This is a genomic window from Priestia sp. ST2 (assembly GCF_055810735.1).
Genome location: NZ_JBVVNT010000005.1, coordinates 317,006 through 331,322 on the forward strand (window position 1 = coordinate 317,006; position 14,317 = coordinate 331,322).

10 protein-coding genes are annotated in these 14,317 nt (G+C 37.7%); 4 read left to right on the forward strand and 6 right to left on the reverse strand.

Going from position 1 to position 14,317, the window contains the following annotated elements; all coding sequences use genetic code 11:
* Positions 1–179 precede the first annotated feature (179 nt).
* Complete coding sequence (katA, locus tag AC0KUU_RS23010; protein ID WP_162215123.1) at positions 180–1,640, forward strand: catalase KatA; 1,461 nt, start codon at positions 180–182, stop codon at positions 1,638–1,640.
* 325 nt (positions 1,641–1,965) lie between these two features.
* On the opposite strand, the gene AC0KUU_RS23015 is transcribed toward katA, so the two are convergent.
* Entirely contained in the window at positions 1,966–4,215 is a 2,250-nt protein-coding gene (locus tag AC0KUU_RS23015) for a sensor histidine kinase (RefSeq protein WP_322552511.1), read from the reverse strand.
* Complete coding sequence (locus AC0KUU_RS23020) at positions 4,193–4,882, reverse strand: response regulator transcription factor (RefSeq protein ID WP_025752427.1); 690 nt, start codon at positions 4,880–4,882, stop codon at positions 4,193–4,195. Before AC0KUU_RS23020 ends, AC0KUU_RS23015 begins: the two co-directional genes overlap by 23 nt.
* A 250-nt stretch (positions 4,883–5,132) precedes the next feature.
* On the opposite strand from AC0KUU_RS23020, the gene AC0KUU_RS23025 reads away from it, so the two are divergent.
* Positions 5,133–6,584 (forward strand): alpha-amylase, encoded by a 1,452-nt coding sequence (locus AC0KUU_RS23025; RefSeq protein WP_165575685.1) that lies wholly within the window; start codon positions 5,133–5,135, stop codon positions 6,582–6,584.
* A gap of 29 nt (positions 6,585–6,613) precedes the next feature.
* Here the strand turns inward: AC0KUU_RS23025 and AC0KUU_RS23030 are convergent, their stop codons facing one another.
* Together AC0KUU_RS23030 and AC0KUU_RS23035 are read right to left on the reverse strand one after the other, a co-directional pair.
* On the reverse strand, positions 6,614–8,047 hold the full coding sequence (locus tag AC0KUU_RS23030; RefSeq protein WP_043977584.1) for an anion permease: 1,434 nt from the start codon (positions 8,045–8,047) through the stop codon (positions 6,614–6,616).
* A gap of 279 nt (positions 8,048–8,326) precedes the next feature.
* A complete protein-coding gene (locus tag AC0KUU_RS23035) occupies positions 8,327–9,526 on the reverse strand; it encodes a class I SAM-dependent rRNA methyltransferase (protein WP_043977586.1) in 1,200 nt (399 codons plus the stop codon).
* A 523-nt stretch (positions 9,527–10,049) separates the two neighbouring features.
* On the opposite strand from AC0KUU_RS23035, the gene AC0KUU_RS23040 reads away from it, so the two are divergent.
* Together AC0KUU_RS23040 and AC0KUU_RS23045 are read left to right on the forward strand one after the other, a co-directional pair.
* Positions 10,050–11,948: a PhoX family protein gene (locus AC0KUU_RS23040; RefSeq protein WP_322552512.1), complete on the forward strand. Its 1,899-nt coding sequence runs from the start codon at positions 10,050–10,052 to the stop codon at positions 11,946–11,948.
* A 409-nt stretch (positions 11,949–12,357) separates the two neighbouring features.
* A complete protein-coding gene (locus tag AC0KUU_RS23045; RefSeq protein ID WP_028409752.1) occupies positions 12,358–13,356 on the forward strand; it encodes a tRNA dihydrouridine synthase in 999 nt (332 codons plus the stop codon).
* A gap of 169 nt (positions 13,357–13,525) precedes the next feature.
* On the opposite strand, the gene rlmH is transcribed toward AC0KUU_RS23045, so the two are convergent.
* Together rlmH and AC0KUU_RS23055 are read right to left on the reverse strand one after the other, a co-directional pair.
* Positions 13,526–14,005 carry a 23S rRNA (pseudouridine(1915)-N(3))-methyltransferase RlmH gene (rlmH, locus tag AC0KUU_RS23050; RefSeq protein WP_043977590.1) on the reverse strand — a complete coding sequence of 160 codons (480 nt, stop codon included), beginning with the start codon at positions 14,003–14,005 and terminating at the stop codon, positions 13,526–13,528.
* Between the two features lie 83 nt (positions 14,006–14,088).
* On the reverse strand, positions 14,089–14,247 hold the full coding sequence (locus AC0KUU_RS23055; protein ID WP_063611556.1) for a CxxH/CxxC protein: 159 nt from the start codon (positions 14,245–14,247) through the stop codon (positions 14,089–14,091).
* Positions 14,248–14,317 lie beyond the last annotated feature (70 nt).

Genomic DNA, 14,317 nt, shown 5'->3' on the forward strand with positions numbered 1-14,317 from the left:
ATATACTATACAGAAAATTTTTAAAATAGTTCGTACATTCCACATGCGTATCCCCCACTGACTACATCTCAAAATTAACAATTTAAATTATAATAATTATAATTTAGTATTGATTTTTTATTTAAAAATGTTATTATTATTTCTAACATAATAAAATTCAAATAAGAGGTGGTTCTAAGATGACAACAAACAAGAATAACCTAACGACTAGTTGGGGAGCTCCGGTTGGAGATAATCAAAATTCAATGACCGCTGGTTCACGCGGACCTACTTTAATTCAAGATGTTCACCTTTTAGAGAAATTAGCCCATTTTAACCGAGAGCGAGTTCCTGAACGCGTCGTACACGCAAAAGGCGCCGGTGCCCACGGCTATTTTGAAGTGACAAATGATGTTTCAGCCTATACAAAAGCAGCTTTCCTTTCTGAAGTAGGAAAACGAACACCTCTATTTGCTCGCTTTTCAACAGTAGCTGGTGAAAACGGCTCAGCAGATACCGTTCGCGACCCTCGCGGATTTGCTGTTAAATTTTATACAGAAGAAGGAAACTACGACTTAGTCGGAAATAATACACCTGTATTTTTCATCCGAGATGCGATTAAATTCCCTGACTTTATTCATACACAAAAACGCGATCCACGCACACATTTAAAAAACCCGACGGCCGTTTGGGATTTCTGGTCTTTATCTCCTGAATCTTTGCATCAAGTTTCTATTTTAATGTCTGACCGCGGTATCCCCGCAACTTTACGCCATATGCATGGATTTGGCAGCCACACATTTAAATGGGTTAATGCCGAAGGAGATGGCGTTTGGGTAAAATATCACTTCAAAACAGAGCAAGGCGTAAAAAATCTGTCTCCAGACGTAGCTGCAAAGCTAGCTGGTGAAAATCCAGATTATCATACTGAAGATTTATTTAATGCCATTGAAAAAGGCGATTTTCCTTCATGGAAGCTGTACGTTCAGATTATGCCATTAGAAGATGCTGATACGTATCGCTTTGATCCGTTTGACGTAACAAAGGTTTGGTCACAAAAAGACTACCCGTTAATTGAAGTAGGTCGCATGGTCTTAGACCGCAATCCAGAAAATTATTTTGCCGAAGTGGAGCAAGCTACATTCTCACCTGGAACGCTTGTGCCGGGAATTGACGTATCACCTGATAAAATGCTGCAAGGTCGACTATTCGCATACAGCGATGCACATCGCTACCGCGTGGGTGCTAACCATCAAGCGCTACCGATTAACCGTCCGCGCAGCGAAGTAAATAACTATCAGCGTGACGGCCAAATGCGCTTTGACGATAACGGCGGCCGTTCTGTTTATTATGAGCCAAACAGCTTTGGCGGCCCGACAGAATCACAGGAAAACAAACAAGCAGCATACCCTGTTTCAGGCGTTGCCGATAGTGTTGCATATGATCATAACGACCATTACACGCAAGCAGGTGACTTATACCGCCTTCTAAGCAAAGACGAGCGTACACGACTAGTTGCAAACATCGTTGAAGCTATGAAACCTGTAGAAAAAGAAGAGATTAAACTGCGTCAAATTCAACACTTCTACAAAGCGGATCCAGAGTATGGAACACGCATTGCAGACGGTTTAGGATTATCTGTTCCGCAGCAAGTAAAATAAATTTATCCGTTTTCTAAATGAAAAAATAAGAGTATTTTTCTCATTTTAGATTATCATTTATTCTCAATTAGTTTAACATTTTATCAATAAATAAGTATCCATATTTTATGGATACTTATTTAAATTCTTGTAAAAAGAGGAAGGGATGAAGAAATGATTGGACAAGAAATAAGATGTAATCAGTGTGATAGAGAAATAAAAGTACTAAAACACAGTACGCTTTGCGGTTGCGGAATAAAATTACGAACGCTAAAAAAAGAGAAGCAACCAGCATAGTGAGGTTGCTTCTCTTTTTCACTAGATATGCTGTTTATATTCACTGACATTAAAGAGTAATCGTTACTTTAAATAAATCTCCGTCAATTTTAATATTCAGTTCTCCTCCGTGCAAATCAATAATTGACTTAGCAATAGCTAACCCAAGTCCGGAGCCATCGGTTTGTCTTGAAGTGTCCCCTCTTTTAAATCGTTCAAACAGCTCATCTGCCTGCTCATTTAGTTCATATTTACTTACATTTTTAAAGGTTAGTTTCACTTGTTCGTTTATTTCTTGAACAGAAATATAGACACGCGTTTGTTCAAGTGAATATTTCAATATATTCTCTATCAAATTGTCAAATACTCTCCATAATTTTTGACCATCTACAGTAGCAAATATCGGCTTTTCGAGAGATTGAATACGAAATTGCAGAGTTGAATCTTCAATTGCTTCATTATATTCAGCTAAAGCCTGATGAAGAAGCTGGTTAATATCAATTTTGTCTTTATGCAATTCTACATTTCCACTTGCCATTTTTGACACTTCAAATAAATCATCAATAAGTGTCTGTAAACGTTTTGATTTACGGTCAATAATTTCAACGTAAGCATGTTGTTCGTCCGAAGTAAGATCTTGTGACTTTAGCAACGCTGTATATGTCATAATAGAAGTCAATGGTGTTCTTAAATCGTGACTGACGTTGGTAATTAACTCTGTTTTCAAGCGTTCACTTTTAACTTGAACATGCTGAGATGTTTGAATCTGCTGCTGGATATGATTTATGTTTAGCGCTGCTTGAGTCAAAGCTGATTTTCCTTTGATAGGTAACGGCTCTTTCCACTCGGCTGTGGCAATTTGATCAATTGAGATAATAATTTTATTTAAATAATTAACTCGTAGCATAAGCAGTATCAAAGTAACCACTCCTACAACACTGCCTATAGCTAAGTACAGTATGGATACTTGTTCTGCAAACATAGATCCACTAGTCAATAGAGCTGCAACAGCAAACACGGCAAACACTAAAAGCAGCACTACAACCATTATATGCATGCCAATGTGTCTGATAATAAAAATAGATTGAAGAAAATAAATTACTTGATAAACACACGTTCTTTTATATTCTTCTTTTATATCATCTATTGTACGTATACGCTGAAACAGTAGAAATACTTGAAGTGCCCATAGAGAAATAGCTATAGATATTGCTATCATATAAAAGAAGAACGTAGCAACATGCTTATATGATTCTAATACAGAAGCAGGATAGCCGTTCAGAATTAGACTTAAAGTAAAAAATGAGTATAAAAGAAAAACAATTATACAAATATCTAAAGGTATTTTTTTATAAACCCTCTGTACTGCAGTTTGTCTTGTTATTTCTTTTAAATGTCCAGTTATTGTTTTTTTATAAATAAAGTAACCTATTAACAGAGCTAGTATCCCTGAAAATGCATACACGAGAAACGCTACATTTTGATGATGATAATAGTTATATTCATCAAATAAAGGACTAATGAAGGTTTCTTTTTCAGGAACAGCAATTATACCCGTAAACTTCTGCTTTAAATACCAGGTTGGGATCTCTGAGTCTACCTCACTGCTTAACGATGAATTTTTATATTCATCTGCTTGGAACACAAGCGGTGATTGAGCTGAATAAGTATGTTTATACAATATATTTTTCTTTTTTACTAATTGATTAACATCTTCTTTGCCTGCGTTTTGGATGTTCGTGTATATTTTGTTTGTGTTCCTATCTTTTAAATAATACACGATGTCTTTTTTATATTGAGATAATGTTTCTTGTCGATCAAAAGCTTCATCATATAGTTTCTTCATTTCGAGTTTTTTGTTTTTCGCTATTTCTTCTCGAACGAATTGATCATCTTGAAACTTTTTTTGAATGTTTTTAACTTCTAGATCCTGCTGCTCTATATAGGCATCTTCAACGTTTTTGCTCTTTGCCTGCTTAGCGTCTTCTATTTTTTCTTCATATTTATCGTGCACGTTTTTTATTTGTTCTGTTAATGTTCCTTCCGTATATCGATACGACTCAATCTCTTCTCCTGTTATCTTATTTGCATTAACGGTATTCTTATCTTTTTGTGTCAATTCTAAAAGGTAGAGATCATTTGTAAAACGACTTATTTGCTTTTTGAAGTCTTCTGATTTTACATAGCTGCTTTTTTGTAAATAGTTTGTTTTTAATAGATTATGCACGTTACTAATTGAAGAAATAGTTGCTCCTAAACCAAATAAAAACAAGATAATCCCTATAGCTGAAATGACGCTACTTTTCCATTTTGTATCCAAGTCCCCACACAACCTTTACATACCTCGGATTTTTTGGTTCAATCTCAATTTTTTCTCTTATTTTTCTAATGTGTACCGCTACTGTATTTTCTGCGTTGTAGCCTGGTTCATTCCATACGCGTTCATAAATATCATGTATAGAAAAAACTCTCCCTGCATTTTTCATTAATAACTCTACAATTTTATACTCAATGGGAGTCAGCTTAATGAACACCCCGTCAAGAGTGACGGACTTAGCCTCAATATCAAGTACGAGACCTCGGATATCAATCGTCTTTGTTTCCTCATATGTACCTAATGTTACATATCTTCTTAACTGTGATTTAACTCTAGCTATCAGTTCTAATGGATTAAAAGGTTTTGTCACATAATCATCTGCTCCTACCTGCAGACCGAGCACTTTATCTGCATCTTCGCTTTTAGCGCTCAGCATAATAATCGGGATATTTTTTTGTTCTCGGATTTTAAACGTCGTTGAAATGCCGTCTTGCCTTGGCATCATAATATCAAGAATAATTAAGTGAACTTTTTCTTTATTTAGTATCTCTATGGCTTCGATTCCATCTTTGGCCGTAAAGACTTTAATGCCTTCATTTTTCAAATAAATAGCAATGCCATTACGGATTTCTTGCTCATCGTCTACGACTAAAACCACATATTCGTTCATTGATTTCTCACACTCCTTTCAAAAGTATATCATGGGTCATTTCGTCTATGGATTTTATTGTAAACTGCATTTCTTAAGAAAAAGGAAGGGGAAATCTTAAGATTTTCTTAAGCTTCATATGTTGAAAAAGGTTTAAAGAATAGGGATAACAGGAACGTTAAAAGAAAAAATATAATCAATTCCTCATTTGATTCTAAAGAACTATCCGTGAGCGATTATATCTTTTTATTTAAAAGGAGGATGATTTAACTTGGAACGGAATCATACAATTATGCAATTTTTCGAATGGCATGTGCCAGCTGATGGCGAGCATTGGCAACGCCTTAAAGAGCTCGCTCCTCAACTAAAAGAACAAGGAATTGATTCCGTGTGGATTCCCCCGGTTACAAAAGGTGTTTCATCAGAGGATAATGGCTACGGCGTTTATGACTTATACGATCTTGGCGAATTTGATCAAAAAGGAACCGTTCGTACAAAGTATGGAACCAAGCAAGAGCTGCATGAAGCGATTGATGCCTGTCATAATCATAGAATTAATGTCTATGTGGATATTGTAATGAACCATAAAGCTGCAGCAGATGAAAAAGAAACGTTCCACGTCATTGAAGTGGACCCCATGAACCGAACAGAAGAAATTTCTGAACCTTTTGAAATTGAAGGGTGGACAAAGTTTACATTTGAAGGGCGCGGCGATCAATATTCTTCTTTCAAATGGAACTTTAATCATTTTAACGGCACTGATTACGATGATAAAAATGGAAAAGAAGGCGTTTTTCGTATTGCCGGAGAAAACAAAAGCTGGAACGAAAATGTGGATCAAGAGTTTGGCAACTACGATTATTTAATGTTTGCGAATATTGATTACGATCATCCTGAAGTTCGAGAAGAAATGATCAAATGGGGAAAATGGTTAGCAGACACTCTGCAGTGCGACGGTTATCGATTAGACGCCATTAAACATATTAACCACGATTTTATTAAAGAGTTTGCCCACGAATTGTCCTCTTCTCAAGAAAAGCCCTTTTATTTTGTGGGAGAGTTTTGGAATCCAGAGTTAACAGCCTGTCAGGAATTCCTAGACGTGATTGATTATCAAATCGATTTGTTTGACGTATCGCTGCACTATAAACTGCATGAAGCCTCTCAGCAAGGAAGAGATTTTGATTTAACCACGATTTTTGATGATACATTAGTCAAGACTCACCCTTTGAATGTTGTCACATTTGTAGATAACCATGACTCTCAGCCAAATGAATCTTTAGAATCTTGGGTAGAAGATTGGTTCAAACAGAGTGCTTACGCTCTAATTTTACTTCGTGAAGACGGTTATCCTTGTGTGTTTTACGGAGACTATTTTGGGATAGGCGGAGAGCACCCAATTGAAGGAAAAGAAAAAGATATTTCCGCTCTCTTGCATGTACGCTATGACAAAGCATACGGCCAGCAAGACGATTATTTTGATCACCCGAATACTATTGGATGGGTAAGGCATGGTGTAGAGGAATTTGAGAAGTCTGGATGCGCTGTGGTGATGTCAAACGGTGAAGATGGCGAAAAGAGAATGTTCGTCGGCGAACACCGAAGTGGACAAATGTGGATTGACTTCACAAACAACCGAGAGGACCAAGTTGTGATTGAAGAAGATGGCTACGGACAGTTCCCTGTAAATGGCGGCTCTGTATCCGTTTGGGCTGAAGCATAAAAAAAACAGTGGCCTGCGCCACTGTTTTTTTACCATAGACCTAGCAGTTTCCACCACAAGCCGCCAATTCCAATCCAAATGATAATATGAATAATTGAAATTAAAAAGCCGAGCGACCACCATTTTTGCTGCGTTACATATCCACTACCGAAGAACACCGGTGCCGGTCCACTTCCGTAGTGAGTTAAACAGCCAAATAAATTGCTAAAGAACGCTAAAATTAATGCTGACAGTAACGGAGGCGCACCAGCGGCCACGATGACAGATAAAAATGCTGCGTACATAGCGCTGACGTGAGCCGTGTTACTCGCAAAAAAGTAGTGAGAATAAAAATATGCAATAGCTAATACAATCAACGCCGTCATCCAAGACATATGGCTAACAGTGCCTTTCATCAGATCACTGAACCAAGGAATCATGCCTAGATCATTTAAGAAAGTTGCCATCATAACCAAAACAGCAAACCAGACTAATGTATCCCATGCTCCCTGTTCTTTTTTGATGTCCGACCAGCTTAACACTTGCGTTAAAAGCAGCGCACATAGACCAATAAAAGCAGTTGTTGTTGCATTAATATTTAAATTAGCGCCAAAAATCCACAACACAAGAAGAAGTAAAAATACGCCAATCATGTACCATTCTTCTTTCTTTAGCGGACCCATTTCATTTAGTTTTTTTGCTGCAATTTCAGATGCTTCCGGCGTTTCTTTTAATTCTGGCGGATACAGCTTATAAATAACGAGCGGAATAACGATTAAACTAATAATTCCAGGTACGATTGCAGCCGCTGCCCAGCCAACCCATGAAATAGTCTTGCCTGTAATTTGTTCCGTCATTTTAACCGCAAGAGGATTGGCCGCCATTGCTGTTACGAACATAGCGGATGTGATCATATCTCCTTGAAACGATACTTTTGTTAAGAAAGCACCGACTCTGCGCTCCGTACCGTCGCCAGTTCTCGATCCGTATGTTTCGGATAAAGAACGAATGATTGGAAGAATAATTCCTCCAGCTCGTGCTGTATTAGACGGCATTGCAGGTGATAAAAGTAAGTCACTTACGATAAGAGAATACGACAGTCCCAACGTCTTTTTACCGAACAAACGAACGAAGATATAGGCAACCCTTGTTCCTAGACCAGTCTTAATAAAACCTCTAGAAATAAAGAATGCAATAACGATTAACCAAATCGTCGTATTTTGAAAACCGCTGAGCGATTGTTCAAGCGTTAATGTATTAGTTAATACAATAATGGTTAAAGATAAAATAGCTACACTGCCCAATGGCAATGGTTTAATGATAAGCCCTACGATAGTAGCCACAAAAATAGCGAATAAGTGCCAAGCCTTCAAATCAAGTCCGGACGGAGGTGTAATAAACCATAAAATAAGTCCGATTGCCAGACAAATTAATAAAGGAATAAATTTCACTTCGCCGGCAGGCTTTTTTGTTGTTTCAGCCATAATCTTTCTCCTTTCATGTTTTTAAATAATAGTAATAGTATGCTCTTTCCACTTCGTACTCAATACTTATCCCATTTAAAATAAAATAATTGTAAAAATACGTTTCGTAAGGATGATATTGTAAAATTGTGAAGTGTTGAGCATAATTCCTTTATTATTTTATCATATATATTGACAATATTTATCTCTTACCTTCATTTTATTCCCTTCAAAATAGCTTGTAAGCGTTATTTTTTTGAAAATAAATAAACTGCATGAATTCATCATGCAGCCTTGCATTTAGCGATTTACTTTTTGAATAAACACGACTTTTAAATAATTACCTGACTTAAATTCTTTTATTGTTTTAAAATCAGCTGGAAGAGCGAACTGCTCCATCATTTTGTACTGTTCCCCTTTTTCATTAAAAGCTTTTTCAATAAACGAATGGAATTTTTTCATATCAAAATTGCTTGCGTTCGTAGATGCTACAATGACACCATTTGGCTTTGTAAGAGCAATGGCTTCTTTTAATAAATCTTTGTAGTCTTTTGCCGCGCTGAACGTATGCTTTTTCGACTTGGCAAAGCTCGGCGGATCTAGCACCACAAGATCGAAGGTCATGTTCTTCTTGACCGCATATTTAAAATACTTGAAAACATCTTCTACGATAATGTCCTGTGCTTCGTGATCAATTCCATTTACACTAAATTGCTCAATTGTTTTAGCCAAGCTGCGATTGGCTAAATCGACACTTGTTGTTTTCGCAGCTCCTCCAAGAGCGGCCGCCACTGAAAATGCGCCTGTATACGAAAACATATTTAGCACGGTCTTTCCTTTTGCATATTTATCTCGAATCGTTTTACGGACGTCTCGCTGATCTAAAAAGACTCCCACCATCGCTCCGTCATTTAAGTAAACGGCAAAACGAATACCATTTTCTTTTACAATTAAAGGAAATTCACCTTTATCCCCTGCTACAAAATCATCTTCTTCAATATACTGCCCCTTTACGTTAAAACGTTTTTTCTGGTACAGCCCTTTAAAGTTAGGCGCAGACTTTAAGGCTTCAATGACGTATTCTTTAAATTGATAAATTCCTTCACTATACCAACTCATGACGTAATATCCGTCATAATAATCAATAATCAAGCCGCCGATTCCGTCACCTTCACTATTAAATACGCGAAAAGCAGTTGTGTCTTCAGACGCATAAAAGTCATGACGAGACGAAATAGCTTGCTGAATTTTTCTAGCAAAAAACGCCGCGTCAATTTGCTCATTTTTCTTCTTCGTAAGAATCCACCCGTAGCCTTTGTTTTGTTTTCCATAATAGCCTTTGGCTAAAAATTGATTCTTGGGAGTGACTAAGTTAATAATAACCCCTTCTTCTTGCAGTTTATGACCATCAACAAGCGCATCTTTTTCAATGAGTGGATAACCCTTGTTCACTTTTTTAATAAAAGCTTCTTTGGCTATAACTTGTACTTCTTTTCTCATGTGTACACCCTATCTATTTAATTTATTTCATTCTAGTTCTATCCATTTTACAACAATAATCTACATTTATCTTAACATAGATAAACAGCCCCGTTTCTAGTTATAAATAGAAAAGCAGAGGATGCCTTGAAACACCCTCTGCTTGATATGAATAAAAAATGAAATGTATGTTTTATGTTTTAAGATAAAAAATTATGAGTACTCTTGCCCCGTATAAGCATCGAACTGAGTGACGTTTTTTTCTGCTAAAATACCTTTCAATTTTGCTGTATGAGCCAAAGCGCTTCTTGTCGCCTTTAGCTATGTCTTTATTGTAAGAGCGGCACATGAATGCACTGTGAAGTCCGGCTGAATGCTATCTGAACAAATTCTGAAAGATAGCTGAATAACTTCTAGTTAAACTTGTCATATAAATGTTCAACGTTCTTAACAACAGCTCAACAAATCCAGCGCTTCTCTTTATATTTCCTCAACAATCAAATGATTTAATAAGTGTATGAATACAATTTGGAGGTTATCAACCATGAAAAAACGAGTATCTCTTGGACTATCTCTCACCCTTTTAGCTTCTAGTGCCGCTTCTGCTTTTGCAGCAGAGCATCACCCAGTTCAACATCCAAAACAAATCAAAAGCGTCGAGTTTCAGCCAATGAAAGCACCTACTACGATTGAAAATATGATTAAAACGTATACAGAGGCATCTGTAAAAGTAACGTATAAAGATGGAAGCGTTGAAGAAACGCCGCTTAGCTATAACCAGCTCTTTCTTTCAAAAGATAAAATTGTCGATAATAAAGGGGAATTAATCGCCGCAGGTACACCGATCGATGCAAACGGGGATCCGATTATTGACCGAAGCGTTCCCGATAAGCCATCACCGTACGTATCAGACGCACCGGATTCAAACAGCTTTATCACCATCAACGGTAAGTCTTATATTATTTCACATTATGAATATGAATCTGTTAATGATGCTGGAAAAGAGATTTCCGGTCTTCCCGCTTCAATGACGCTTACACAAGTTGACCGAGATGATAAAACAGGAAAATTAACGGTCAACCATGCTAAAAAAATTGATTTTTCCAATGTAAATGGTTTGTGGACGCCGTGTAATGGCTCTACAACGGATTGGGGTACTCACCTTGGTTCAGAAGAATATGAGCCCGATGCACGTGCTTTTGAAGATCCTTCGTCCAGCTCTTATAAAGACGTCACGAACTTCGCTAAGCTTTATTTCGGCGACACGTCAAAAGCGAACCCTTACTACTACGGCTGGATTCCAGAAATTTCAGTGGATGAAAGCGGCCATGCATCCGTCGTAAAACATTACAGCACAGGCCGTTTTTCACACGAAATGATGCAGGTACTTCCAGATAACAAAACCGCTCTTTTTGGAGACGATGGGTCTAATACCATGATGTTTATGTATGTAGCAGATAAGGAAAAAGACTTCTCAGCAGGAACTCTTTATGCGGCAAAGTTTAAACAAACGAGCACAGAAAATGGAGGTAAAGGCGACCTTCAATGGATTAAGCTTGGCCATGCAACAGACAATGAAGTGAAAACAATAATCGACAAAGGCACAAAATTTAGTGATATTTTTGAAACAGCTGACCAGCCTAAAAAAGGATTTAAAGCTGTGAAAACCGCTGCAAGTAAAAAAGTTGAATACCTAAAAGTAAAGCCTGGTATGGAAAAAGCAGCTGCCTTTTTAGAATCACGCCGATACGGTGCAATTTTAGGTGCAACATCTGAATTCAACAAGATGGAAGGACTAACGGTTAACAAAAAAGACAAAAAAGCGTATATGGCTATTTCTTACCAAAATAGTGCCATGCTAAAAGAATCTGGCGCTGTACAAGATGATATCCAGCTTCCAAAATTAGAGTCTGGTGTGACCTACCAGCTGAACTTAGGATCGCATCAAAAAGACCTAGCAAACGGCAAGATTAACAGTCGCTACGTTCCTGCAAGCATGGAAGGGCTACTGATTGGACAAGACCTAGAAAAAGCAGATGCATACGGTAATACAGCGGACCCAAATAAAATTGCCAACCCTGACAACCTTACGTATTCAAATGACTTAAATACACTGTTTATCGGAGAAGACAGCTCACTGCATACAAACAACTTCGTATGGGCTTATAATGTAAAAACTAAAAAACTATCACGCATCCTTTCAGTTCCAGTGGGAGCAGAAGCAACAGGACTTCGTGCAGTAGAAAACATTCAAAACTCTCGCTACGTACTAAGCAACTATCAGCACCCGGGCGAGGACATCAGCGACAAAAGTATTACCGCTGTTGATAAAGAAGAGCTAGCTAATGCAATGAAAGAAAGCATCGGCATTCAAGAAACTGGCGGTGTCGGATACATTTCTGGACTGCCTTCTAAGGACGGCGCTCCTTACAAAAAGCATTAATACGTAATGAAGCCACGTCTGTTGTGCAGTGACAGACGTGGTTTTTTATATAGTCGAAGTTATTTATAAAATCGTTTATCGTAATCATAATTATGGTGAATACTTTATAATATCCTTGGAGAAAGTGCCTACACACAAACCAAATGCTTTAGGATATTTATTCGCGAGTATCCGGTACATGCCTTCAAGCTTGCTTTTAATTGCTTACACCCCACTAATACTAGATATAAAAGTTGTTTCAATAAGTATTTCCAGCAAAACAAAACCACTCGTTCCCTTGCACTTTTCCTCCCATACCATTAAAGTATATATTGGTTGAAGTTTATACTAGCATTCAACCTTATAAAAGAAATTACACTTTTTAATTTTGGGAATATGTTTTCCCTAAAAGAAAGGGTTTAGATATAAGATGAAAGATAATTTTTGGCATGAGTTGCCGCGTCCGTTTTTTATTTTGGCACCGATGGAAGCTGTGACGGATGTCGTTTTTCGCCATGTTGTGACCGAAGCAGCACGACCTGACGTATTTTTTACAGAGTTTACGAATACGGAAAGCTACTGCCATCCGAAAGGGAAAGATAGCGTAAAAGGACGTTTGACGTTTACAGATGATGAACAGCCAATCGTTGCGCACATTTGGGGAGACAAGCCTGAATACTTCCGTCAAATGAGTATTGGCATGGCCGAAATGGGCTTTCGCGGCATTGATATTAATATGGGCTGTCCTGTGCAGAATGTTGCAGGAAACGGAAAAGGTTCTGGTCTGATTCGCCGTCCAGATACTGCGGCTGAGATTATCCAGGCAGCCAAAGCTGGAGGGCTTCCAGTAAGCGTAAAGACTCGTCTTGGCTATACGCAAGTTGATGAGTGGTACGACTGGCTGAAGCACATTTTAGAACAGGATATCGTGAACCTTTCTATTCACCTTCGTACAAAAAAAGAAATGAGCGATGTTGACGCGCACTGGGAGTTAATTCCGGAGATCAAGAAGCTTCGTGACGAAATTGCGCCTCATACGCTACTAACAATTAACGGTGATATTCCTGACCGCCAGAAAGGTCTTGAACTTGCGGAGAAGTACGGCATTGATGGAATCATGATTGGACGCGGAATTTTCCATAATCCGTTTGCGTTTGAAAAAGAAAAGAAAGAGCACACAAGCGAAGAGCTATTAGAACTTCTTCGCCTGCAGCTAGATCTTCATGATAAGTATTCTGAAGAATTAGAGCCGCGCCCTTTCAAACCGCTTCGACGCTTTTTCAAAATTTACGTTCGCGGATTCCGCGGTGCAAGTGAATTAAGAAATCTACTCATGAGCACGGAAACAACTGACGAAGTGCGTGCGTTGCTTGATGAGTTTAAAGACAGAGCTGGAGTGAAAGAAGACGAAGGTTTTTCTGTTTCTTAAATAAGATCTCGTTTGTTTAAACTCAATTGTTCTAACATTTTATCGGAGAGAAGAACCTCTTGTTCTTTTTTATAGACGTATGCTATTTATCCACATATGATAAAAGCTGAGGCAGAAGGTTTTACATTTCCTTCTGCCTCAGCTTTTAATGAAAAAATATCCACACGATCTATTTATGATAAGGTTCATTTCGAATAATACGAAAAGCTCGGTAAATCTGTTCTACTAATACTAGGCGCATAAGCTGATGAGGAAACGTCATCTTTGAAAAAGAAAGGGCTGCGTTTGAGCGTTTCATTACTTCGCTGCTTAAACCAAGCGACCCGCCAATGACAAACGCTACTTTGCTTTTTCCGTAGGTAGCTAATGAATCAATTTCTTTTGCGAGTTCCTCGGAAGACTTTTGTTTTCCGTTAATAGCTAATGCGATCACATAAGTATCGTCTGAGATTTTCGCTAAGATGCGCTCTCCTTCTTTTTGTTTTACCTGTTCCATTTCAGATTCACTTAAGTTTTCTGGCGCTTTTTCATCTGCAAGCTCAATAATTTCCACTTTTGCATAGCTTGATAAACGCTTTAAATATTCTTGAATACCTTGTTTTAAGTATTTTTCTTTTAGCTTTCCAATGGTTATAATAGAGATATTCACAGGCTATTCTCCTCTCCTTTATCTCTTATCCACAGATATTATCCACATATCCACATGTTATATCCACATTTTGTATAAGAATATTAGTTCCCTACTACATATACAGCTTCATTTTCACAATATTCACAGCTTTTTTTGTCAGTGGAATTTTCTATTTTTTCAAAAACCGGCGCTAGCTCAATCTCATCTACCATTACATCCAGCGCTAGTTCTGTATGTTCTAAACAGCAATATATCTTCATGTATTTATCTTCCTTTCTCTATTCTTTTCATTAAAAAACCACAGGAGTTTATCCCCTGTGGATAACTTTA